Source organism: Streptomyces sp. NRRL F-5650, assembly GCF_000721365.1.
GTDB lineage: Bacteria > Actinomycetota > Actinomycetes > Streptomycetales > Streptomycetaceae > Streptomyces > Streptomyces ardesiacus.
Genome location: NZ_JOGV01000012.1, coordinates 128,972 through 150,119 on the forward strand (window position 1 = coordinate 128,972; position 21,148 = coordinate 150,119).

General features: G+C 71.3%; 16 protein-coding genes. 10 read left to right on the forward strand and 6 right to left on the reverse strand.

Features of this window, described 5'->3' with window-relative positions:
• Positions 1–100 precede the first annotated feature (100 nt).
• A complete protein-coding gene (locus IG88_RS0114685; protein ID WP_063760613.1) occupies positions 101–1,216 on the reverse strand; it encodes a LacI family DNA-binding transcriptional regulator in 1,116 nt (371 codons plus the stop codon).
• Positions 1,217–1,646: 430 nt separating this feature from the next.
• On the opposite strand from IG88_RS0114685, the gene hisC reads away from it, so the two are divergent.
• The 6 genes from hisC (at position 1,647) to IG88_RS0114715 (ending at position 12,142) form a co-directional block, all read left to right on the forward strand.
• Positions 1,647–2,726: a histidinol-phosphate transaminase gene (hisC, locus tag IG88_RS0114690; protein ID WP_031040112.1), complete on the forward strand. Its 1,080-nt coding sequence runs from the start codon at positions 1,647–1,649 to the stop codon at positions 2,724–2,726.
• Positions 2,727–3,110: 384 nt separating this feature from the next.
• Positions 3,111–4,616 carry a cytochrome ubiquinol oxidase subunit I gene (locus IG88_RS0114695; protein WP_031040114.1) on the forward strand — a complete coding sequence of 502 codons (1,506 nt, stop codon included), beginning with the start codon at positions 3,111–3,113 and terminating at the stop codon, positions 4,614–4,616.
• A gap of 20 nt (positions 4,617–4,636) precedes the next feature.
• Positions 4,637–5,641 carry a cytochrome d ubiquinol oxidase subunit II gene (cydB, locus tag IG88_RS0114700; protein WP_031040117.1) on the forward strand — a complete coding sequence of 335 codons (1,005 nt, stop codon included), beginning with the start codon at positions 4,637–4,639 and terminating at the stop codon, positions 5,639–5,641.
• Positions 5,642–5,699: 58 nt separating this feature from the next.
• On the forward strand, positions 5,700–9,206 hold the full coding sequence (cydD, locus tag IG88_RS0114705) for a thiol reductant ABC exporter subunit CydD (RefSeq protein ID WP_031040120.1): 3,507 nt from the start codon (positions 5,700–5,702) through the stop codon (positions 9,204–9,206).
• Between the two features lie 81 nt (positions 9,207–9,287).
• Positions 9,288–10,967, forward strand: a complete 1,680-nt coding sequence (locus tag IG88_RS0114710; RefSeq protein ID WP_031040122.1) for a GAF domain-containing protein — start codon at positions 9,288–9,290, stop codon at positions 10,965–10,967.
• Positions 10,968–11,089: 122 nt separating this feature from the next.
• Positions 11,090–12,142 (forward strand): M23 family metallopeptidase, encoded by a 1,053-nt coding sequence (locus tag IG88_RS0114715; protein ID WP_031040126.1) that lies wholly within the window; start codon positions 11,090–11,092, stop codon positions 12,140–12,142.
• Positions 12,143–12,188: 46 nt separating this feature from the next.
• On the opposite strand, the gene IG88_RS0114720 is transcribed toward IG88_RS0114715, so the two are convergent.
• From IG88_RS0114720 to IG88_RS0114740, 5 genes are all read right to left on the reverse strand, one after another.
• Entirely contained in the window at positions 12,189–13,076 is an 888-nt protein-coding gene (locus IG88_RS0114720; protein WP_031040129.1) for an HAD family hydrolase, read from the reverse strand.
• A gap of 75 nt (positions 13,077–13,151) precedes the next feature.
• On the reverse strand, positions 13,152–14,057 hold the full coding sequence (locus IG88_RS0114725; protein ID WP_031040131.1) for an LLM class flavin-dependent oxidoreductase: 906 nt from the start codon (positions 14,055–14,057) through the stop codon (positions 13,152–13,154).
• A gap of 51 nt (positions 14,058–14,108) precedes the next feature.
• Positions 14,109–14,567 carry a hypothetical protein gene (locus IG88_RS0114730; RefSeq protein WP_031040132.1) on the reverse strand — a complete coding sequence of 153 codons (459 nt, stop codon included), beginning with the start codon at positions 14,565–14,567 and terminating at the stop codon, positions 14,109–14,111.
• A gap of 6 nt (positions 14,568–14,573) precedes the next feature.
• Positions 14,574–15,161, reverse strand: coding sequence for an RNA 2'-phosphotransferase (locus IG88_RS0114735; RefSeq protein WP_037835903.1), 588 nt, complete (start codon positions 15,159–15,161; stop codon positions 14,574–14,576).
• A 111-nt stretch (positions 15,162–15,272) separates the two neighbouring features.
• The gene (locus IG88_RS0114740; RefSeq protein ID WP_031040136.1) at positions 15,273–17,030 is read right to left on the reverse strand and encodes an SDR family oxidoreductase; all 1,758 of its coding nucleotides are present in this window, start codon (positions 17,028–17,030) and stop codon (positions 15,273–15,275) included.
• 277 nt (positions 17,031–17,307) lie between these two features.
• Between IG88_RS0114740 and IG88_RS0114745 the strand changes: the two genes are divergently transcribed.
• Genes IG88_RS0114745 through IG88_RS0114760 form a run of 4 tightly spaced genes read left to right on the forward strand, consistent with a single transcriptional unit; the run spans position 17,308 to position 20,807 of the window.
• Positions 17,308–18,270 (forward strand): ABC transporter ATP-binding protein, encoded by a 963-nt coding sequence (locus IG88_RS0114745; protein ID WP_030403121.1) that lies wholly within the window; start codon positions 17,308–17,310, stop codon positions 18,268–18,270.
• Positions 18,260–19,168: a membrane protein gene (locus IG88_RS0114750; RefSeq protein WP_031040139.1), complete on the forward strand. Its 909-nt coding sequence runs from the start codon at positions 18,260–18,262 to the stop codon at positions 19,166–19,168. The genes IG88_RS0114745 and IG88_RS0114750 overlap by 11 nt, the downstream gene beginning before the upstream one ends.
• Entirely contained in the window at positions 19,165–20,076 is a 912-nt protein-coding gene (locus IG88_RS0114755; protein WP_031040141.1) for an ABC transporter ATP-binding protein, read from the forward strand. The genes IG88_RS0114750 and IG88_RS0114755 overlap by 4 nt, the downstream gene beginning before the upstream one ends.
• An 11-nt stretch (positions 20,077–20,087) precedes the next feature.
• On the forward strand, positions 20,088–20,807 hold the full coding sequence (locus tag IG88_RS0114760) for an ABC transporter permease (RefSeq protein WP_030403124.1): 720 nt from the start codon (positions 20,088–20,090) through the stop codon (positions 20,805–20,807).
• Positions 20,808–21,148: the final 341 nt, after the last annotated feature.

Here is a 21,148-nt window from a genome sequence, read left to right on the forward strand (position 1 = left end):
TCACCGGTCGGCGGCCGGGTCGCCGTACGACTCGGCCGGGCGTGAGACCGGGACCCGGATCCGCACCGCGCCGGGGCCCTGCGCCCTTGCCCTTGCCGCCCTACTCGCCCTCCGGCGACCGCGGCGGGCTGACCGTCGTGCGCGGCGGCCGCCGCCGCTGCGAGGACGTGCGCACGATCAGCTCGGTCGGTATCACCTGCTCGACCGGCTCGTCGGAGTTCAGCCCCTCGATCGCGTCGATGAGGACCTGGACCACGGCGGTGCCGATGCGCCGCGGTTTGAGCGACAGGGTGGTGATGGGCGGCTCGGTGCTGGCGTACACGGTGGACTCGCTGCAGCAGACCAGCAGCAGGTCCTCGGGGACGCGCAGTCCGTAGCGGCGGGCGGCGGCGAGCAGGTCGGTGCCGTTCGGGTCGAACAGGCCGTAGACGGCGTCGGGCCGGTCGGGGCGGGCCAGCAGCCGGTCGGCGGCGACCGCGCCCGCACACGGGTCGTGCGCGGGGTAGGCCTCGTACACCGGGTCCTGGCCGACGCGCTCGCACCAGCGCAGGTAGGCGGTGGTCGACAGGTGTGTGTACGTGTCGGTCGTGGTGCCGGTGAGCAGGCCGATCCTGCGGGCGCCGGCGTCGGCGAGGTGGTCGAGGATGCCGAGGACGGCCGCCTCGTGGTCGTTGTCGACCCAGGCGGTCACCGGCAGGGAGCCGACGGGTCGGCCGTCGGACACGACGGGTAAGCCCTGGCGCACCAGCTCGCTGACGACCGGATCGTGGTCCGAGGGGTCGATGACGACCGTGCCGTCGAGCGCGACGTTGGACCACACGTCGTGACGGGAGGTCGCCGGGAGGATGACGAGGGCGTAGCCGCGGGCGAGCGCGGCGGACGTGGCGGCGCGCGCCATCTCGGCGAAGTACGCGAACTCGGTGAAGGTGAAAGGTTCATCCCCGTACGTCGTCACGGTCAGGCCGATCAGTCCGGACTTGCCGGTGCGGAGCGTGCGGGCGGCGGCCGAGGGCCGGTAGCCCAGTCGGTCCGCGACCTCGCGCACATGGCGCCGGGTGGCATCCGGGAGTCGGCCCTTGCCGTTGAGGGCGTCGGAGACGGTAGTGATGGACACTCCGGCGGCGGCGGCCACGTCCCTGATACCCGCTCGACCCGGCCGGCTGCCTCGACGTGAGGTTTCCGCGCGGCTCACCTGGTGCTTCCCTGCTGCTGTCATGGCGAGCCGATAGTAGGGCTCATGGGGTGGGGTAGTGCGGACGCATATGCACGCGTTGACAGTCACGTTTCTGCATGATCATTTAAGGGTAACGCCCTTGGAAAGCAAGCCAGTTGGGTCCACTCATCCCATTACCTGACGCGTTGACCAGTGAGGGCCTGTGGGGTGGCTGATGTTGCGAAGAGGTCTCAACTCACCTGCACGAGGGATGCGCGCCACGGCGTGAGCCACCGGCGCGTAGATATATGTGCGGCGCGCCCCCCGAATCGTGCGCCTTCGTGTGCTGGTGTCCCTGATGCCGCTGTGACGGACGAGGCATCGTCGCCCCCGGACCGGGTCCGGTCGCACTCGCGCACCTATACGCAGCGACGGCGAATCCTCATAAGGTGAGAAGTATTCGATGCCGGTGGTGGTCATGAGGAGGACTGCGGTGAGCGAGAAGAGCCCCAAGCTGCGCGCCGAGCTGGAAGGGATTCCCACCTACAAGCCGGGCAAGCCCGCCGCGGCCGACGGCCCGGTGGCCTACAAGCTGTCCTCCAACGAGAACCCCTACCCGCCGCTGCCGGGGGTGATGGAGACGGTGACCGCCGCCGCCTCCTCCTTCAACCGGTACCCGGACATGGCCTGCACGTCGCTGATGGCCGAGCTGTCGGACCGCTTCGGTGTGCCCCTCTCCCACCTGGCCACCGGTACCGGCTCGGTCGGGGTGGCCCAGCAGTTGATCCAGGCGACCTCGGGCCCCGGCGACGAGGTGATCTATGCCTGGCGCTCCTTCGAGGCGTACCCGATCATCACACAGATCAGCGGTGCGACGTCCGTACAGGTGCCGCTGACGCCGGGCGAGGTGCACGACCTCGACGCGATGGCGGACGCGATCACCGACCGGACCCGGCTGATCTTCGTCTGCAACCCGAACAACCCGACGGGCACGGTGGTGCGGCGGGCGGAGCTGGAGCGCTTCCTGGACCGGGTACCGGGCGACGTGCTGGTGGTCCTGGACGAGGCCTACCGCGAGTTCATCCGCGACGCCGAGGTGCCGGACGGCGTGGAGTTCTACCGTGACCGGCCCAACGTCTGCGTCCTGCGGACCTTCTCCAAGGCATACGGCCTGGCCGGCCTGCGGGTCGGGTTCGCGATCGCCCACGAGCCGGTGGCGGCGGCGTTGCGCAAGACGGCGGTGCCCTTCGGGGTCAGCCAGATCGCGCAGGAGGCGGCGATCGCCTCACTGCGCGCCGAGGACGAGCTGATCGGCCGGGTCGGCTCGCTGGTGTGCGAGCGCACGCGCGTGGTCGACGCGCTGCGCGCGCAGGGCTGGACGGTGCCGGAGACCCACGCCAACTTCGTCTGGCTGCGGCTGGGGGAGCGCACGCTCGCCTTCGCCGAAGCCTGTGAGCAGGCCGGTGTGGTCGTGCGGCCCTTTGCGGGTGAGGGCGTGCGCGTGACGGTCGGCGAGAGCGAGGCGAACGACATCTTCCTGAAGGCGTCGGAGGAGTTCCGCAAGCAGCTCTAGACCTCACGAGGCGGGCACGACGAGGCGCGCACGACGACGTACACAACGCGCGCACGACGACGCGGGAATGACGACTCGCGGGACGGCTCATGCCGCCCCGCGAGTCGTCGTTTCGGCGTGCCTCGGCGTGCCCCCGAGTGGCGCGGAGCGCCGTGACCCCGCCGTCGGCCGGCGGCTTCGGATTCAACAGTTTGTGGAGATCCCTGCGAAGGGGTTGACGTCACAGGGGACCCCCCTTCCGGTGTCGAAAAGCAGTAGGTCATAATTGCTTGTGAATGTGAACGCGTTCACAAGCGTGTCCCGATTGCGCCTGTGTTGGGCGTGACAAACGCGCTCAAACCGCCGCTGACCACGGTGGTGTGGCGATGTGAGGAGAGTGAAGACGTGGACATGGCTCTGGCGCCGGAAACGCTGGCGCGATGGCAGTTCGGCATCACGACCGTCTACCACTTCCTGTTCGTCCCGCTGACGATCTCGCTGGCCGCCCTCACGGCCGGACTGCAGACCGCCTGGGTCCGTACGGAGAAGGAGAAGTACCTCAGGGCGACCAAGTTCTGGGGCAAGCTCTTCCTGATCAACATCGCGATGGGCGTCGTCACCGGCATCGTGCAGGAGTTCCAGTTCGGCATGAACTGGTCCGACTACTCCCGCTTCGTCGGCGACGTCTTCGGTGCCCCGCTCGCCTTCGAGGCGCTGATCGCCTTCTTCTTCGAGTCCACCTTCATCGGCCTGTGGATCTTCGGCTGGGACAAGCTGCCCAAGAAGATCCACCTGGCCTGCATATGGATGGTCTCGATCGGCACCCTGCTGTCCGCCTACTTCATCCTCGCGGCGAACTCCTGGATGCAGCACCCCGTCGGCTACCGGATCAACGAGGAGAAGGGCCGCGCCGAACTCACCGACTTCTGGCAGGTCCTCACCCAGAACACCACCCTCAACCAGGTGTTCCACAGCTTCTCGGCGGCCTTCCTCACAGGCGGCGCCTTCATGGTCGGCATCGCCGCCTTCCACCTGATGCGCAAGAAGCACATCCCGGTGATGCGGACCTCGCTCCGGCTCGGCCTGGTGACCCTGGCAGTCGGCGGCCTGCTCACCGCGGTCAGCGGCGACACCCTCGGCAAGGTCATGTACGAGCAGCAGCCGATGAAGATGGCCGCCGCCGAGGCCCTGTGGGACGGCGAGGAGCCGGCACCGTTCTCGGTCTTCGCCTACGGGGACGTCGACAAGGGGCACAACAAGGTGGCCCTGGAGATCCCCGGACTGCTCTCCTTCCTCGCACACAGCGACTTCGATTCCTACGTCCCCGGCATCAACGACACCAACAAGGCCCTCCAGGAACAGTTCGGCCCCGGTGACTACAAGCCCATCGTCCCCGTCGCCTACTGGGGCTTCCGCTGGATGATCGGCTTCGGCATGGCGTCCTTCTCGCTCGGCCTGCTGGGCCTGTGGCTGACACGGAAGCGGTTCCTGCTGCCACCGGCCCTGCGTACCGGGGAGGACGAGGTCCCGCATCTCGTGCTGCTCAAGAAGCCGCTCGGGGCGAGGCTCTCCCGGATGTACTGGCTGCTCGCCCTGTGGACGATGGCCTTCCCCCTGATAGCCAACTCCTGGGGCTGGATCTTCACGGAGATGGGCCGCCAGCCGTGGGTCGTCTACGGCGTCATGCAGACGCGCGACGCGGTCTCCCCCGGTGTCTCCACCGCCGAGGTCATCACCTCGATGTCCGTCTTCACCCTGCTGTACGCCGTCCTGGCCGTCATCGAGGTCAGGCTCCTGGCGAAGTACGTGAAGGCGGGACCGCCGGAGCTGACCGAGGACGACCTCAACCCGCCCACGAAGATCGGCGGCGACCTCCGTGACGCCGACAAGCCGATGGCCTTCTCGTACTAGGCCGAGGGAGCTGCACAGTCATGGAACTGCACGACGTCTGGTTCGTTCTGATCGCCGTCCTGTGGACCGGCTACTTCTTCCTGGAGGGCTTCGACTTCGGCGTCGGAGTGCTCACCAAGCTGCTCGCCCGGAACCGGGCCGAGAAGCGGGTGCTGATCAACACCATCGGTCCCGTGTGGGACGGCAACGAGGTGTGGCTGCTCACGGCCGGCGGTGCGACCTTCGCCGCCTTCCCGGAGTGGTACGCCACGCTCTTCTCCGGGTTCTACCTCCCCCTGCTGGTCATCCTGGTCTGCCTGATCGTCCGGGGAGTCGCCTTCGAGTACCGCGTGAAGCGGCCCGAGGAGACGTGGCAGCGCAACTGGGAGACAGCGATCTTCTGGACCTCGCTGATCCCCGCGTTCCTGTGGGGCGTGGCCTTCGGCAACATCGTCCACGGTGTGGAGATCGACCGGAACCTGGAGTACGTCGGCTCGGTCTGGGACCTGCTCAACCCGTACGCCCTGCTCGGCGGCCTGGTGACGCTGACGCTGTTCACCTTCCACGGAACGGTGTTCACCGCGCTCAAGACCGTCGGTGAGATCCGTGAACGGGCGCGGACCCTGGCCCTGCGCGTGGGACTGGTGACGGCGGTGCTGGCGCTCGCCTTCTTGCTGTGGACCCAGGCCGACAGTGGGAACGCCAAGAGCCTGGTCGCCCTCGTGGTGGCCGTCGCCGCCCTGGTCGCCGCGCTGCTGGCGAACCGGGCCGGGCGCGAGGGCTGGTCGTTCGCCCTGTCCGGGGTGACCATCGTGGCCGCCGTGGCGATGCTCTTCCTGACGCTCTTCCCGAACGTCATGCCGTCCACGCTGAACCCGGACTGGAGCCTCACGGTCACCAACGCTTCGTCCAGCGCCTACACGCTGAAGATCATGACCTGGCTGGCCGTGATCGCCACCCCGGTCGTCCTGCTCTACCAGGGCTGGACGTACTGGGTGTTCCGCAAGCGCATCGGTACCCAGCACCTCGCCGACGCCGCGCACTGAGTCCAGCGGGGGGCGTTTCACGTGAAACGCCCCCGTCGGGCAGGGAGGTCTGTTTCACGTGAAACCCATCGACCCACGTCTTCTGCGGTACGCCCGCGCCACCCGGCTCTTCCTGGCGGCGGTCGTCGCCCTGGGCGCCGTCGGAGCAGGGCTGCTCGTCGCGCAGGCGATGCTCATCGCCGAGGTGGTGGTGGGAGCCTTCCAGCACGACATGAGCGCCGCCGGGCTCCGTACCCCTCTCCTTCTGCTGGTGGCCGTGGCCTGTGGCCGCGCGTTGGTGGGCTGGCTCACCGAACTCGCCGCACACCGGGCGAGCGCGGCGGTGAAGTCGGAGCTGCGGGGCCGGCTGCTGGAGCGGGCCACCGCGCTCGGCCCCGGCTGGCTGAGCGGCCAGCGCACCGGATCGCTGGTCGCCCTCGCCACCCGTGGTGTCGACGCCCTCGACGACTACTTCTCGCGCTATCTCCCCCAACTGGGTCTCGCAGTCGTCGTGCCCGTGGCGGTGCTGGCCCGCATCGTCACCGAGGACTGGGTCTCGGCGGCCATCATCGTCGGCACCCTGCCCCTCATCCCGCTCTTCATGATGCTGATCGGCTGGGCCACCCAGTCCCGGATGGACCGTCAGTGGCGGCTGCTGTCGAGGCTGTCCGGGCACTTCCTGGACGTGGTCGCGGGGCTGCCGACGCTGAAGGTCTTCGGCCGGGCCAAGGCCCAGGCCGAGTCGATCAAACGGATCACCGGCGAGTACCGCCAGGCGACCATGCGGACCCTGCGGATCGCCTTCCTGTCGTCCTTCGCGCTGGAACTGCTCGCCACGCTGTCCGTGGCGCTCGTCGCCGTCACCATCGGCATGCGCCTGGTCCACGGAGACATGGAGCTGTACGACGGCCTGGTCGTGCTCGTCCTCGCACCCGAGGCGTACCTGCCACTGCGGCAGGTGGGCGCCCAGTACCACGCGGCGGCCGAGGGCCTCGCCGCCGCAGAGGACATCTTCTCGGTGCTGGAGCACCCCGTGCCGGCGTCGGGGACCGGCCGGGTTCCCTCGGAAGGTGCCCTGGCCTTCGAGAACGTGACGGTCCGCTATCCGGGACGCGGCGCGGACGCCGTCACGGACGTGAACCTCACCGTCGAGCCCGGAGAGACCGTGGCGCTCGTCGGCCCCAGCGGGGCGGGCAAGTCGACGCTCCTGAACGCCCTTCTCGGCTTCGTCTCCCCGGCCGCCGGGCGGGTCCGGGTCGGCGGAACCGACCTCGCCTCCCTCGACGTGGCTGCGTGGCACGCCCGCGTCGCCTGGGTGCCGCAGCATCCGCACCTGTACGCCGGCACCATCGCGGAGAACGTACGGCTGGCCCGGCCCGACGCCGACGACACCGCCCTGCGGCGGGCCCTGCGGGACGCGGGCGCCCTGGAGTTCGTGGACGCGCTGCCCGAGGGCACGGAGACGGTACTCGGGGAGGACGGAACCGGTCTGTCCGCCGGACAGCGGCAGCGGCTCGCGCTGGCCCGCGCGTTCCTCGCGGACCGGCCGGTGCTGCTGCTCGACGAGCCGACGGCGGCCCTGGACGGAGTCACCGAGGCCGAGGTCGTGGACGCCGTGCGCAGGCTGGCCCGGGGGCGGACGGTCCTGCTGGTGGTGCACCGTCCGGCGCTGCTGGAGGTGGCCGACCGGGTGGTGCGGCTGGAGACGCCGGTGAGCGTCGCCGCGTCCGGCGCCACCGACGTCCGACGGGCCGGTGCCGAGGAAAGCCCCCGCACCCCGGCTCCCGCCTCCTTCGGCGCACCGGAGCCCGCCGACGCCGCTCTCGATGCCCGCCGGGGCGGTGTCCTGTCCCGGGTCCGTGCCATGTCGGGTGCCCGGCGCGGGCGGCTGGGCCTCGCGCTGCTGCTCGGCAGCCTGGCCCTCGGCAGCGCCGTCGGCCTGATGGCGACCTCCGGTTACCTCATCTCGCGGGCCTCCGAACAGCCTCCGGTGCTGTACCTGATGGTGGCCGTGACGGCGACGCGCGCCTTCGGCATCGGGCGGGCCGTGTTCCGCTACGCGGAGCGTCTCGTGTCGCACGACGCCGTGCTGCGGATGCTGGCCGACACGCGGGTCGCCGTGTACCGGAGGCTGGAGCGGCTGGCTCCCGCCGGGCTGGGCCGCAGCCGCCGGGGCGACCTGCTGTCCCGGCTCGTCGCCGACGTCGACGCTCTTCAGGACTACTGGCTGCGCTGGCTGCTTCCCGTCGGCGGTGCGCTGGTCGTCTCCGTCGCGTCGGTCGGATTCACCGCCTGGCTGCTGCCGGAAGCGGGCGCCGTACTCGCGGCCGGCCTGCTCGCGGCCGGTGCCGGCGTCCCGCTCGTCACCGCCGCCGTGGCACGGCACGCCGAGCGCAGGCTCGCCCCCGCCCGGGGCGCGCTCGCCACCCGGGTGACGGACCTGCTCACCGGCACCGCCGAGCTGACCGTGGCCGGCGCCCTGCCCGGGCGGGCCGCCGAGGCACGGCGGGCCGACGGCGTGCTCACCCGGATCGCCTCGCGGGCCGCCACCGCGACCGCGCTGGGGGACGGACTCACGGCGCTCGTCTGCGGCCTGACGGTCGCGGGCGCCGCCCTCGTCGGAGTTCAGGCGGTCGCCGACGGCCGGCTGGCCGGCGTGGCCGTGGCCGTCGTCGTCCTCACCCCGCTGGCCGCCTTCGAGGCCGTACTCGGGTTGCCGCTCGCCGTGCAGTACCGGCAGCGCGTGCACCGGAGCGCCGAGCGCGTGTACGAGGTGCTCGACGCCCCGGAGCCGGTGCGGGAACCGGAGACGCCCCGGCAGGCACCCGCCTCGCCGTTCCCCGTGGTCCTCAAGGGCCTGTCCGCCCGGCACGCCGGTCAGGACCGGGACGCGCTGGCGGGGCTGGACCTGACGCTGGCGGAAGGCCGCCGCATCGCCGTGGTGGGACCGTCCGGGGCCGGCAAGACGACGCTGGCCCAGGTGCTGCTGCGCTTCCTCGACCCGGACGCGGGCTCCTTCACGCTGGCCGGTGTCGACGCCCGCGCCCTGGCCGGTGACGACGTACGGCGGCTCATCGGGCTGTGCGCCCAGGACGCGCACCTCTTCGACAGTTCGGTCCGCGAGAACCTGCTTCTGGCCAGGAAGGACGCGACCGAGGGCGAACTGCGCGACGCGCTGGCGCGGGCCCGGCTGCTGGAATGGGCCGACAGCCTGCCCGACGGCCTGGACACGCTGGTCGGGGAGCACGCGGCCCGGCTGTCCGGCGGGCAGCGCCAGCGACTGGCCCTGGCCCGGGCGCTGCTCGCCGACTTCCCCGTCCTGGTGCTCGACGAGCCCGCCGAGCACCTCGACCTGCCGACCGCCGACGCGCTCACCGCCGATCTGCTGGCCGCCACCGAAGGCCGTACGACCCTGCTGATCACGCACCGGCTGGCGGGGCTGCGGGAGGTGGACGAGGTGATCGTCCTCGACCGGGGCCGGGTCGTGCAACGGGGTACGTACGCGGAGCTGACGGCCGTACCCGGGGCGCTGCGGGAGCTGGCCCGGCGCGAGGAAGCGGCGGAACTGCTGGTGGGAGCGCCATGACCGGTCGAGCAGGCCATGGCTCCGGGAAGAGATACCAGAATCCGACTTTCCCTGACAAAAGGGCGTGATTAGGCTCGGGTCATGCCTCCAGTACCGCCCCCGGGCACCCCCCCGTCCCGTGCGGAGGTGTCGGCCGGACTCCTGGCACGGGTGCCGAAACTGCTGGACGCCATGCGGTCCGTCGGCAGCGGACGGGAGCTGCGCACCACGCTGCAGCGGATCTGCGAGACCGCCGCCGACCTGGCGCACGCCCGGTACGCGGCCGTCGTCGTCGACGAGGACGGCGGCTGGACGGCCGACGTCGTGCACCACGGCGCCGACGGGACGACCGTCGGCTGCGTCGGCCACCTCCCGGACGGCCGGGCGGACCTGCTCGGCACATGCGTCGGCGAGGCCGAGGCGGTGTGGCCCGCCGACCGGACCGAGGACCGGCGCTCGTGCACTCTCACCGCGCGGCACATGCCGAAGCACGGGTTCCTGAGAGTCCCCATCCGGGTGGACGGTGAGAGTGCCGGCACCCTCTGCCTGACCGACAAGCACGCGGGCGAACCCTTCAACGACCACGACCTCGCCGTGGTCCGGGTCCTGGCCGCGGAGGCCGGCATCGCCATCGGCAACGCGCGTCTGCACGAGGCCGCTCAGCAGCGGGAGCGCTGGATCGACGGATCGGTTGCCGTCACCACCGCCCTGCTGGCCGGAGGCGACATCGACGACGCCCTCCAGACCGTCGCCGAGCAGGCCCGTCGACTCGCCGGGGCCGCCGCCGGGATCGTGCTGCTGCCGGCCGACGAGGGCGGACTGGAGATCGTGGCCGTCGACGCGCCGCACCCCACGAACGCCCTCGGCGAGGTCATCCCGCCGGAGAACGGCATTGTCGCGGAACTGCTCGCCGGGCGGCCCGTGTTCGTGGACGACGCCGCTACCGACCCCCGCCTGGAGGACGGACCGGCGCGCTCGTACGGGCCGGTCATGCTGCTGCCGCTGTGCAGGGACGGGAACGTCCTCGGGAGCCTCGTCATGCCCCGCGCCCGGGGGGAGCGCCCGTTCACACGGACGGAGCGCGCCCTCGGCGACCGGTTCGCCTCGCAGGCGGCGCTGGCGCTCACCCTGGCGGAGGCCCAGCGCGACCGGGAACGGCTCGCCGTGTACGAGGACCGGGACCGGATCGCCCGGGACCTGCACGACCTCGTCATCCAGCGGCTCTTCGCGACGGGCATGATGCTGGAGAGCGCCCAGCGCAGGTCGGCCGCGCCGGACGTGCGGGAGGGGGTGGGCGGAGCCGTCGACGAACTCGACGTCACCATCCAGGAGATCCGCTCAGCGGTCTTCGCGCTGCAACAGCCGGCCGAGGCGCCGGCGGGGCTGCGCACCCGCGTCCTGCGCGAGATCACCATGGCCGCCGTGCCGCTGGGCTTCACGCCCACGCACCGCTTCGTCGGCCCGGTCGACACCGCCGTCGGCGACCTGACCGGCAAGAACCTCATCGCCGCACTGCGCGAAGCCCTGTCCAACGCCTTCCGGCACGCCCACGCGGGACGGATCGAGGTGGTCGTGGACGTGACGGCGACCCTGCGGGACGGCCGGCCGGGTGTCCGGCTGACCGTCGCGGACGACGGGGTCGGCATCCCGGCGGGCGGCCGGCGCAGCGGGCTGCACAACCTGGAGCGCCGTGCCGAGAGCCTGGGCGGCACCAGTCGGCTCGGGCCGGGCATCGGTGCGGACGGCACGGGCACGACGGTGCTGTGGGAAGCGCCGTACTGAGCACGTCCGGCGTCGTGGTGCCCCGGGTGCAGCAGCCGCACTGAGCCGTTCGCGGCAACGGGTCCCCCACTCGTACGACCCGGACGAGACCCGGGGCCCCGCGCCGGTCCACGATCGCTGACATGCCCTCACCCCGCCGGCGTCCGCTGCTCGTTCCGGTGCTGTTGTGCGCACTCGCTGTCCTCGCGGCCCGCCCCACCGACGGCACGGACGGGGACGACGGACCCGGCACCGCCCTCGGCCCGCAGGTGGCGCGCCTGTACGAGGAGGCCGCGACGGCCACCCGGCAGTACGAGGACGGGCGGCGCGCGGCCGAGGAACAACGGGCGAAGGCCCTGGAGTACGAGCGGCGGCTCGACGGGCAGCGGCGGAAGACCCACGCCCTGCGCGAGGACCTTGGCCGCATCGCCCGCGCCCAGTACCGCAGCGGCGGCGGTCTCCCCCTCACCGCGCGGATGCTGCTCGCCGACGACCCCGAGGAGATGATGCGCGGCCAGCGGGCGGTGTCCCGCGCGAATCAGGCCGTCGACCGGGCCGTCGGCGAGAACCTGCGGGCCGAGGCCCGGCTCACCGCCGACGAGGCCAGGGCGCAGGCGGCGTGGCGGACGCTGGAGAAGCGGAACGCCGGCCTGGCCCGGCTGAAGAAGAAGATCGAGGGCAAGCTGGAGGCGGCCCGGTCACGGCTGGAGGGACGGGCGGACTCCTCCGTCGCGGCCGGCTCGTGCCCCGGCGCGGTCCGTCTCGACCAGCCGGACATCACCGCCGGCCGGTCCTGGGTGGCACCGGTCGACACCTACGAGCTGTCGGCGTCGTTCGGCAGCGGTGGGTCCCGGTGGGCGAACCGGCACACCGGCCAGGACTTCGCGGTGCCGGTCGGGACACCGGTGCGGTCGGTCGGCGCGGGCCGGGTCCTGAAGGTGTCCTGCGGCGGGGCCTTCGGCATCCAGGTGGTCGTCCAGCACGCGGGCGGCTACTACACGCAGTACGCCCATCTCGCCGCCGTCGCCGTCGACCAGGGCGACCGGGTCCGCGCAGGGCAGTGGATCGGCCAGTCCGGCACCACCGGCAACTCCACGGGGCCCCACCTGCACTTCGAGGTGCGCGTCACACCCGAGATGGGCTCGGCCCTGGACCCGGTGCCGTGGCTGTCGGCGCGTGGGGTGCCGCTGGCGTGACGGGACTCGACGTGCCGAGGGGCGGGACGTCCGCGGGGGCGGGTCGTCAGGGCAGGTCCGCGAGCATCCGCTCGATCACCACGGCCACCCCGTCGTCGTTGTTGGCGACCGTCCGCCCCGATGCGGCGGCGACCACGTCCGGGTGCGCGTTGCCCATCGCGTACGACCGTCCCGCCCAGGTGAGCATCTCGACGTCGTTCGGCATGTCGCCGAAGGCGACGACCTCCTCGTGCGAGATGCCGCGCTCGGCGCAGCACAGGGCGAGCGTGCTGGCCTTGGAGACCTCGGGACCGCTGATCTCCAGCAGGGCGCTGGGGCTGGACCGGGTGACGTTGGCGCGGTCGCCGATGGCGAGGCGGGCCAGCGCGAGGAAGGCGTCGGGGTCCAGCTCCGGGTGGTAGGCGAGGATCTTGAGAACGGGCTCGGCGGCGGCGCGCCCGCCCGGGGCAAGGATCTTCTCGGCGGGCAGGAGGTCGTCGGGGTCCTCCATGTGCAGCTTCGGATAGGCCGGTTCCTGGTGGAAGCCGTACGTCTGCTCGACCGCGTACACCGTGCCGGGCGCCGCCTCCCGGAGCAGCCGTACGGCGTCCAGCGCGTTCTCCTGGGGCAGTGCGCGGACCTTCACGAACCGGTGCCTGCCGGGGCCACCGTGCAGGTCGACCACGGCGGCGCCGTTTCCGCAGATGGCGAGGCCGTGCCCGTGCACGTGGGCACTGACGACGTCCATCCAGCGGGCGGGGCGGCCGGTGACGAAGAAGACCTCGATGCCCGCCTTCTCCGCGGCGGCCAGCGCGGCGACCGTGCGCGGCGAGACCGACTTGTCGTCGCGCAGCAGGGTGCCGTCGAGGTCGGTGGCGATGAGGCGCGGACGGGTGGCGGCGGCCGGGGGCTCGGGCTTTCGGGTCGCTGAGGTCACCCGGTCATTGTCACGCATATGTGTGCACGCCCGTGCGCAGGTCCGCACATATGTGAGCTACGGCTCGCAAGCGTAGCTCTCCTCTCCCCGCCGTCACTCCTTCAACTGCGCCGGTGCCTCCATCGCGATCCGTTCGAAGACCTTCTCGTCCGCGGCGAAGTCCGAGTCGGCGATCGGCCAGTGGACGACGAGTTCGGTGAAGCCCAGGGCCCGGTGGCGTCCGGCGAAGTCCACGAACGCGTCCACGGATTCCAGCGGCCGGTTGCGCTCCGGGGTGAAGCCGGTGAGCAGCACCCGGTCCAGCTCGCCCACCTCGCGGCCGATCGCGGCACAGGCGTCGGCCAGCCGGTCCCCCTGCTGCCGCAGGGCCCGGTCCGACTGCTCGGCAGTGCCGCTCTCGAAGAGTTTCGGGTCGCCGGTGGTCACCCACGCCTGTCCGTGCCGTGCGGCGAGCGCCAGCCCCCGCGGACCGTTCGCGGCCACCGCGAACGGCAACCGGGGCCTCTGCACGCACCCCGGGATGTTGCGCGCCTCATGGGCCGAGTAGAAGTCGCCCACGTAGGACACGGCGTCCTCGGTCAGCAGCCGGTCCAGCAACGGCAGGAACTCGCCCAGCCGGTCCGCCCGCTCACGCGGAGTCCAGGGCTCCTGGCCCAGTGCCGTGGCGTCGAAACCGGTGCCGCCCGCTCCTATGCCGAGCGTGATCCGGCCACCGGAGATGTCGTCGAGGGAGATCAGTTCCTTGGCGAGCGTCACCGGGTGCCGGAAGTTCGGCGAGGTGACCAGGGTGCCCAGACGCAACCGTTCCGTGACGGCCGCGGCGGCGGTGAGGGTCGGGACGGCACCGAACCACGGGCCGTCCCTGAAGCTGCGCCAGGAGAGGTGGTCGTAGGTGTACGCGGTGTGGAAGCCGAGCTGCTCGGCCCTCGTCCAGGCCGACCGTCCGCCCTCGTGCCAGCGACGGTACGGAAGGATCACGGTGCTCAGGCGCAGGCTCATGCCTCCGACCTTATGCGGCCGGTCGCTGTTTCACGTGAAACGGCCTCCGCGTCACCGTACGCGGCTGTTCAGCCACGGCGTGAGCAGGATCATCGGCACGTACTCCCGGTGGGTGCGGTCGCCGGGCAGCGGAACGATCAGCCGGTATCCGGGCGGGAAGCGGCGTCCCTTGACGAACGCGCGGCCGCCGAAGACGGAACGCAGGAACGCGGGCACCTCGTCGCGCGGGATGTCCGGGAACTCCACGTTCTCGACGGTGATCAGTGCGTCGTCCTCCGGGAACAGCCGGACGCTCACCCGGGGAACGCCGCCGAACTCGACGAATGCCTCGTGCGGGAGGGAGCCGTCGGGATCGGTGGTCACTCCCACGCCCGCGGCGCTGCGGCGGGAGGTCTGGTCGGCGCCGATGTCGTCGGTGACCTCGATCTCCAGCGCGAACTCCCCGGCGACGGCACGGAGGGCGGTGACGGCGGACTGGGTGGTGGGGAGGTGTTCCATGCCCTCAACCATGCGGGGTCAGCGCCGAGCGGGAAAACGCAGGTAGCGGGGCGGGACGGACTGCGTCAGCCAGACCCCGTTCGCGCTGACGCGGAAGACGTGTCCGTCGCGGTGCATGGCGGCGGCGTCCACAGTGAGCACGACCGGCCGGCCGCGGCGCGCTCCGACCCCGGTCGCGGTGGCCCGGTCGGACGAGAGGTGGACGTCGTGCCGGTTCATGGGACGCAGCCCCTCGGCGCGGACGGCATCCAGATGCCGGCACACGGTCCCGTGGTAGAGGTACGGTGGCGGGGATGCCGGAGGCAGCCCGAGGTCCACGTCGATGCTGTGACCCTGGCTGGCGCGGATGCGGGTGCCCTCCACGGCGAAACGCCGTTTGTCGTTGGTGGCGACCACGTGGTCGAGCTCTTCGCGGGTGAAGCGGAAGCCGTGCGCGGCTGCAGCGGCGACCAGCGCGTCGATCTCGACCCAGCCGCCCTCGTCGAGCGTGAGCCCGATCCTCGCGGGTTGGTGGCGCAGGTGCTTCGACAGGTACTTGGACACCCTCACCGTGCGTCTGTCCTCGTGTGCGTCTCCGTGTCCGTCGTCCGTCTGGTTCTGCTGCATGGCACCAGCCTGCCTGGTGAGACGCGCCTCACGCGAAACTATTTCGCCGAGGAGGTTTGATCCACAGTCAAGTCGCGTTATCCACAGGCTGCTTGGCGCATCCTGTGGAAACTACAGAGGCGGCTTGACCCGGGCGACACGCCTCAGCATCCGTGGTGCGAAACGGGACATGAGGTGGGCTCCGCGCGCCTCCGGGGTCACCGGGACCACGGCCCTGTTGTGCACGACCGCTTCCAGGACGGCGTCGGCCACCTTCTCCGGCGGGTAGTTGCGCATTCCGTACAGCCGGGCGGTGCGCCGTTGGCGCCGCTTCTCCTCCTCGGCGTCCGCGCCCGCGAAGTGTGCCGTGGAGGTGATGCTGGTGTTGACCAGGCCGGGGCAGATCGCCGTGACACCGATGCCCTGATCGGCCAGCTCGGCCCTGAGGCACTCGCTCAGCATCAGCACCGCCGCTTTGGAGGCGCTGTAGGCGGGCAGCGCCCGGGAGGGCTGGAAGGCCGCCGCCGACGCGGTGTTGACGATGTGCCCGCCCTGCCCGCGCTCGGACATCTGCCGGCCGAACAGACGACAGCCGTGGATCACGCCCCACAGGTTGACGTCGAGGACCTTCTTCCAGTCCTCCGGCGTGGTGTCGAAGAAGGAGCCCGACAGGCCGATCCCGGCGTTGTTCACGAGCACGTCCACGACGCCGTACTCGGCGGCGGCCCTGGCCGCCAGCTTCTCCATGGCCTGGGCGTCGGAGACGTCCACGGCCTCGGCCCAGGCGGCCGGCGCGCCGATCAGCCGGGCCAGCTCCGCGGTCCGGGCGGCGGCCTCGGCGTCCCGGTCGACCGCCACGACGCGCGCGCCGGCCTCGGCGAACGCGAACGCCGTGGCCCGACCGATGCCGTTGCCCGCACCGGTCACCAGCACGAGTTGCCCGGCGAAGCGGTCCGCGTACTTCCCGTTCGCCGCGGTCTCGGAGCGGCCGTCCTCGACGGCGGTCACGAATTCCGTGATCCAGTCCGCCAGCCGGTCCGGCCGGGTGCGCGGGACCCAGTGCTGCGCGGGCAGCGTCCGTCGTGTGAGCCGAGGTGCCCACGTCTCCAGCCCGTCGTAGAGCCGCTCCGACAGGAACGCGTCACCGAGGGGCGTGACGAGCTGCACCGGCGCGTGTGCGTAGGCGTCCTCACGGGGCCTGCGCAGCCGGGGCCGGACGTTGTCCCGGTACAGCCATGCCCCGTGGGCCGCGTCCGACGGCAGGGAAGCGGTCGGGTAGTCGCCGGCGGGCACCTTCTCGACGCGCTCCAGGATGCCCGGCCAGCGCTTGCCGAGGGGGCCGCGCCAGGCCAGTTCGGGGAGGACCGGCGTGTGCAGCAGGTAGACGTACCAGGACTTGGCGCCCTGGCCGAGGAGCTGTCCGACCCGGCGCGGAGTGGGACGCCTGAGGCGCTTGTTGATCCAGTGGCCGAAGTGATCCAAGGAGGGGCCGGACATCGAGGTGAAGGAGGCGATACGGCCCTCGGTGCGCTTGACCGTGACGAACTCCCAGGACTGGACCGAGCCCCAGTCGTGGCCCACCAGGTGCACCGGACGGTCCGGGCTGACCGCGTCGGCCACGGCCAGGAAGTCGTCCGTCAGCTTCTCCAGCGTGAACCCGCCCCGCAGCGGGCTCGGCGCGGTGGACCGGCCGTGGCCACGGACGTCGTAGAGGACCACGTGGAAGCGGCCGGCCAGGCGGGCCGCGACCTCGGACCAGACTTCTTTGCTGTCCGGGTAGCCGTGCACCAGGACCACCGTCGGGCGGTGCGGATCGCCCAGTTCCACCACGCACAGCTCGACCCCGCCCGAGCGCACCCAGCGCTCCCGTGCTCCGTCCGGCACCGTCATCCCTCCTCCGCACGGCGCCGCACGTGCGGCAGCCCGTCGTCCAGCCTGAAGGCGCTTCCCCTGCTACTCGTCCGTAACGCGACGCCGCCGAATCTCCCAGTTGTTAGACCCATCGTCAATAGGGAGGTGCGCGGCGCCGTGGACGGGCCCGGGAGCCGTGCTGTGGCTCTCAGGTACGGCATCCCCTACGGGCGCGTACTACTCGAGTCTGAGGCGAAGACGGCTCTGCGGTCTGACGACCGCGGTGGCGTCCGTCACTACCGTCGTGGATGTGACTGTGATCGCGACCGAAAGCCTGAGCAAGCGGTTCCCCCGGGTGACCGCGCTCGACCGGCTGTCCGTGGATGTCGGACCCGGTGTGACCGGACTCGTCGGTGCCAACGGCGCCGGCAAGTCCACCCTGATCAAGATCCTGCTGGGTCTGTCTCCCGCCACCGAGGGCCGGGCCGAAGTGCTCGGACTCGATGTCGCCACCAAGGGCCCCGAGATCCGCGAGCGGGTCGGCTACATGCCGGAACACGACTGCCTGCCACCCGACGTCTCGGCCACCGAGTTCGTCGTCCACATGGCGCGCATGTCCGGCCTGCCGCCCACCGCCGCCCGCGAGCGCACGGCCGACACCCTGCGCCACGTCGGCCTCTACGAGGAACGCTACCGCCCCATCGGCGGCTACTCGACGGGCATGAAGCAACGCGTGAAGCTCGCCCAGGCCCTCGTCCACGACCCCCAGCTGGTCTTCCTCGACGAGCCGACCAACGGCCTCGACCCGGTCGGCCGCGACGAGATGCTCGGCCTCATCCGGCGCATTCACACGGACTTCGGCATCTCGGTCCTGGTCACCTCCCACCTGCTGGGCGAACTGGAACGCACCTGCGACCACGTCGTCGTCGTGGACGGCGGCAAGCTGCTGCGCTCCAGCTCCACCACGGACTTCACCCAGACCACCACGACCCTCGCCATCGAGGTCACCGACACCGACGAGCACCCCGACGGCACCCGCGCGGTGCGCGACGCGCTGGACGCGCGCGGGGTGAGCGTCCAGGACGGCAGCGGCCTGCCCGGTGCCGGCCACGTCCTGCTGCTCACCGCGGCGGGCGAGGAGACCTACGACCTCGTCCGGGACGTCATAGCCGACCTCGGCCTCGGCCTGGTCCGCATGGAGCAGCGCCGGCACCACATCTCGGAGGTCTTCACCGACAGCGACGCAGAACGGAAGGAGGCGGTCGGCCATGGCGGTTGAGCAGCCCGCAGCCACGGTCCCGGGTGACCAGACCCGCATCCACAACATCGGCTACCGCAGCTACGACGGCCCCCGCCTCGGCCGCGCCTATGCCCGCCGCTCGCTGTACTCGCAGTCCCTGCGCGGCGCCTACGGCCTCGGCCGCTCGGTCAAGTCCAAGGTGCTGCCGATGCTGCTGTTCGTGGTGATGTGCCTCCCGGCGGCCATCATGGTCGCGGTCGCCGTCGCTACCAAGGCCAACGACCTGCCCCTGGACTACACGCGCTACGCGATCGTCCTGCAGGCCGTGATCAGCCTCTACGTCGCGTCCCAGGCCCCGCAGTCCGTCTCGCGCGACCTGCGCTTCAAGACCGTTCCGCTGTACTTCTCCCGGCCGATCGAGACCTCCGACTACGTCCGAGCCAAGTACGCGTCGCTGGCCTCCGCCCTCTTCATCCTCACTGCCGCGCCCCTGCTGGTGCTCTACGTGGGCGCACTGCTCGCCAAACTCGACTTCGCGGACCAGACCAAGGGGTTCGCCCAGGGACTGGTCTCCGTGGCACTGCTCTCCCTGCTCTTCGCCGGCCTCGGCCTGGTCGTGGCCGCGGTCACCCCGCGCCGCGGTTTCGGTATCGCGGCCGTCATCGCCGTCCTGACCATCACCTACGGCGCGGTCTCCACGCTCCAGGCCATCGCGGACGTCCAGGGCAGCTCCGGAGCCGTCGCCTGGATAGGCCTGTTCTCGCCGATCACCCTCATCGACGGAGTGCAGTCCGCCTTCCTGGGCGCCACCTCGGCCTTCCCCGGCGGGGTCGGCCCGAGCAACGGTGAGGGCGCCGTCTACGTCCTCGTCACCCTCGGCCTGATCGCCGGCGCCTACGGCCTGCTGCTGCGCCGCTACAAGAAGGTGGGACTGTGACCACGCTGAGCATCGACCACGTCTCCCGCTGGTTCGGCAACGTGGTCGCCGTCAACGACATCACCATGACGATCGGCCCCGGCGTCACGGGCCTGCTGGGTCCGAACGGCGCGGGAAAGTCCACCCTCATCAACATGATGGGCGGCTTCCTCGCCCCCTCCACCGGCAGCGTCACCCTCGACGGGCAGCCGGTCTGGCGCAACGAGGACATCTACCAGCACATCGGCATCGTCCCCGAGCGGGAGGCGATGTACGACTTCCTCACCGGGCGCGAGTTCGTCCTCGCCAACGCCGAACTGCACGGCCTGGGCGCCAAGGCGGCCGACGAGGCGCTCGCCACGGTGGAGATGGCCTACGCCCAGGACCGGAAGATCGCCACCTACTCCAAGGGCATGCGCCAGCGCGTGAAGATGGCCTCCGCCCTCGTCCACCAGCCGTCGCTGCTCCTGCTCGACGAGCCGTTCAACGGCATGGACCCGCGCCAGCGCATGCAGCTCATGGACCTGCTGCGGCGCATGGGCGACGAGGGCCGCACCGTGCTGTTCTCCTCCCACATCCTCGAAGAGGTCGAACAGCTCGCCTGGCACATCGAGGTCATCGTCGCCGGACGCCACGCGGCCAGCGGCGACTTCCGCAAGATCCGCCGCTTGATGACCGACCGGCCGCACCGCTACCTGGTGCGTTCCAGCGACGACCGGGCTCTCGCGGCAGCGCTGATCGCCGACCCGTCGACGTCCGGCATAGAGGTCGATCACGCCGAAGGCGCGCTGCGCATCCAGGCCGTCGACTTCGGCAGGTTCACGGCCCTGCTGCCCAAGGTCGCCCGCGACCACGGCATCCGACTCCTCACGGTCTCGCCCTCCGACGAGTCCCTCGAGTCCGTCTTCTCGTATCTCGTCGCGGCGTAGGAGGCCGAAGAATGTACGACCCCACAGTCGCCCGGCTCACCTACCGGGCCCTGCTCGGCCGCCGCCGGGCCCTCATCCTCGGCGCGCTCCCCCTGCTGCTGCTCGTCATCGCCGTCGCGGTGCGGGCGCTGGCCGGGGCGGACGACCAGACCGCCGCGGACGTCCTGGGCGGCTTCGCCCTCGCCACCATGGTGCCGATCATCGGTGTCATCGCCGGCACGGGCGCCATCGGCCCCGAGATCGACGACGGCTCGGTGGTGTACCTGCTGTCCAAGCCGATCAAGCGGCCGACGATCATCTTCACCAAGCTGATCGTCGCCATAGCCGTGACGATGGTCTTCTCCGCCGTGCCCACCCTCCTCGCCGGTCTGATCCTCAACGGGAACGGCCAGCAGGTGGCCGTCGCCTACACGATCGCCACGCTGGTCGCGTCCATCGCCTACGCCGCGCTGTTCCTGCTGCTGGGCACGGTGTCCCGGCACGCGGTGGTCTTCGGGCTCGTCTACGCCCTGGTCTGGGAGGCCCTGTTCGGCTCTCTGGTGCCGGGGGCCCGCACGCTGAGCGTCCAGCAGTGGTCGCTGGCGGTGGCCGAGAAGGTCGCCGACGGGAACCTGGTGACCTCCGACGTCGGCCTGCCCACCGCGACGGTGCTGCTCGTCGCGGTGACCGTGCTCGCCACCTGGTACGCCGGGCAGAAGCTGCGGTCCCTGACCCTCGCCGGGGAGGAGTGAGCGGGCCGCCCGGGCACGGAGCCCGTTGCGGACGCGGTGGCCCGCGAGCCGTCGGTAACGCGGCCTACGTCCGCTTTTAATCGGTGGCGCCCGGCTTTCCGCAGGGGCACTGTGGGGGATGCACGAGGCCGGACGGCGTCGGCGGCAACGGAAGGCCGCTTCGAGCACGTGGGACACCCCGCGTGGGCCGACCGACGGGGACGCCGACGCCGCCCGGACCGTGCGCCAGGACGACACGGAGGCGTCCCCCCCCGTTACCGTTTTCGCGGCTCCGCAATGGAGCCTCCGGCCTTCGGGTCCGGCATGACTTCCCCCTCCTGTTGTTGATGATCCGGGGGGTG

Bases quoted from the DNA above. Each gene is read 5' to 3' on its own strand.
- IG88_RS0114720 (WP_031040129.1), bottom strand. From the start codon at position 13,076: ATGCGTGACAATGACCGGGTGACCTCAGCGACCCGAAAGCCCGAGCCC.
- IG88_RS0114760 (WP_030403124.1), top strand. From the start codon at position 20,088: ATGTACGACCCCACAGTCGCCCGGCTCACCTACCGGGCCCTGCTCGGC.
- IG88_RS0114725 (WP_031040131.1), bottom strand. From the start codon at position 14,057: ATGAGCCTGCGCCTGAGCACCGTGATCCTTCCGTACCGTCGCTGGCAC.
- IG88_RS0114685 (WP_063760613.1), bottom strand. From the start codon at position 1,216: ATGACAGCAGCAGGGAAGCACCAGGTGAGCCGCGCGGAAACCTCACGT.
- IG88_RS0114735 (WP_037835903.1), bottom strand. From the start codon at position 15,161: ATGCAGCAGAACCAGACGGACGACGGACACGGAGACGCACACGAGGAC.
- IG88_RS0114750 (WP_031040139.1), top strand. From the start codon at position 18,260: ATGGCGGTTGAGCAGCCCGCAGCCACGGTCCCGGGTGACCAGACCCGC.
- IG88_RS0114730 (WP_031040132.1), bottom strand. From the start codon at position 14,567: ATGGTTGAGGGCATGGAACACCTCCCCACCACCCAGTCCGCCGTCACC.
- cydB (WP_031040117.1), top strand. From the start codon at position 4,637: ATGGAACTGCACGACGTCTGGTTCGTTCTGATCGCCGTCCTGTGGACC.
- IG88_RS0114715 (WP_031040126.1), top strand. From the start codon at position 11,090: ATGCCCTCACCCCGCCGGCGTCCGCTGCTCGTTCCGGTGCTGTTGTGC.
- IG88_RS0114710 (WP_031040122.1), top strand. From the start codon at position 9,288: ATGCCTCCAGTACCGCCCCCGGGCACCCCCCCGTCCCGTGCGGAGGTG.
- IG88_RS0114740 (WP_031040136.1), bottom strand. From the start codon at position 17,030: ATGACGGTGCCGGACGGAGCACGGGAGCGCTGGGTGCGCTCGGGCGGG.